Source organism: Saccharomonospora iraqiensis subsp. paurometabolica YIM 90007 (assembly GCF_000231035.2).
GTDB classification, from domain to species: Bacteria; Actinomycetota; Actinomycetes; order Mycobacteriales; family Pseudonocardiaceae; genus Saccharomonospora; species Saccharomonospora paurometabolica.
The window spans coordinates 137,149-137,807 of record NZ_KI912225.1 but is presented as its reverse complement, the minus strand read 5'-3'; the positions used below and the strand labels follow the sequence as shown (position 1 = coordinate 137,807).

Annotated in this window: 2 protein-coding genes; one reads left to right on the top strand and one right to left on the bottom strand. The window is 73.3% G+C overall.

Features of this window, described 5'->3' with window-relative positions:
• A partial coding sequence (locus SACPADRAFT_RS32545; RefSeq protein ID WP_007027887.1) for a DUF7059 domain-containing protein occupies positions 1-165 on the bottom strand: 165 nt, incomplete at its 3' end.
• Positions 166-267: 102 nt separating this feature from the next.
• Between SACPADRAFT_RS32545 and SACPADRAFT_RS0209395 the strand changes: the two genes are divergently transcribed.
• Entirely contained in the window at positions 268-582 is a 315-nt protein-coding gene (locus tag SACPADRAFT_RS0209395; RefSeq protein ID WP_007027886.1) for a DUF3099 domain-containing protein, read from the top strand.
• The last annotated feature ends 77 nt before the right edge of the window (positions 583-659 follow it).

Below are 659 nucleotides of genomic sequence, written 5' to 3'. Positions count from 1 at the left end.
CCGGGCCGCGCGGGCCGCGGGTTCCGGTTCCCCGCGTCCCAGAGCGGCGTGTGCGGCCCCGCCGAGCACCGCGACCACGCCGTCGGCGTCGTACCGTGCCCGCTGCAGCGCCTCCCGGAGCCGGGCGCAGAACTCCGGGGACAGGTCGGGAAGGGCGTCGTTCACGACTCCGTATCATCCCACGTGCCGTGACCGCGGGATTCCCGGTGTCCCCGGGTGTCGCGTGGCCCCACCCGGTGGGAGCATGGGGCGGGTGGAGGTGAAGCGGTGAACGAGCGCGACAGGCACGCCGCTCCGGTGCTGATCACCGAGGCTGCGCCCTCCCACGACGACGAGCAGGCCGTCCGCAGGCGCAAGTACGCCATCATGATGGCGCTGCGGTTCCCCTGCCTGGTTCTCGCGGGAGTCTTCTATCAGACGTGGTGGCTGGCACTGGCTTTCATCGTGCTGTCGGTGCCGCTGCCGTGGATCGCGGTGCTGATCGCCAACGACCGCCCGCCGCGGAAGGCCGAGCAGGTGAACCGGTTCAAACGCAGTGCGCGGGCGCTGGAGAGCCGGGAACACCGCACGATCGACGGCTGAGCGGCCCGGGCGCGGCTCGGGCGCGGTCCGGACGCAGGCCCGGCCCGCTCAGGTCCGGGTGCCGCCCACCGGTTGCG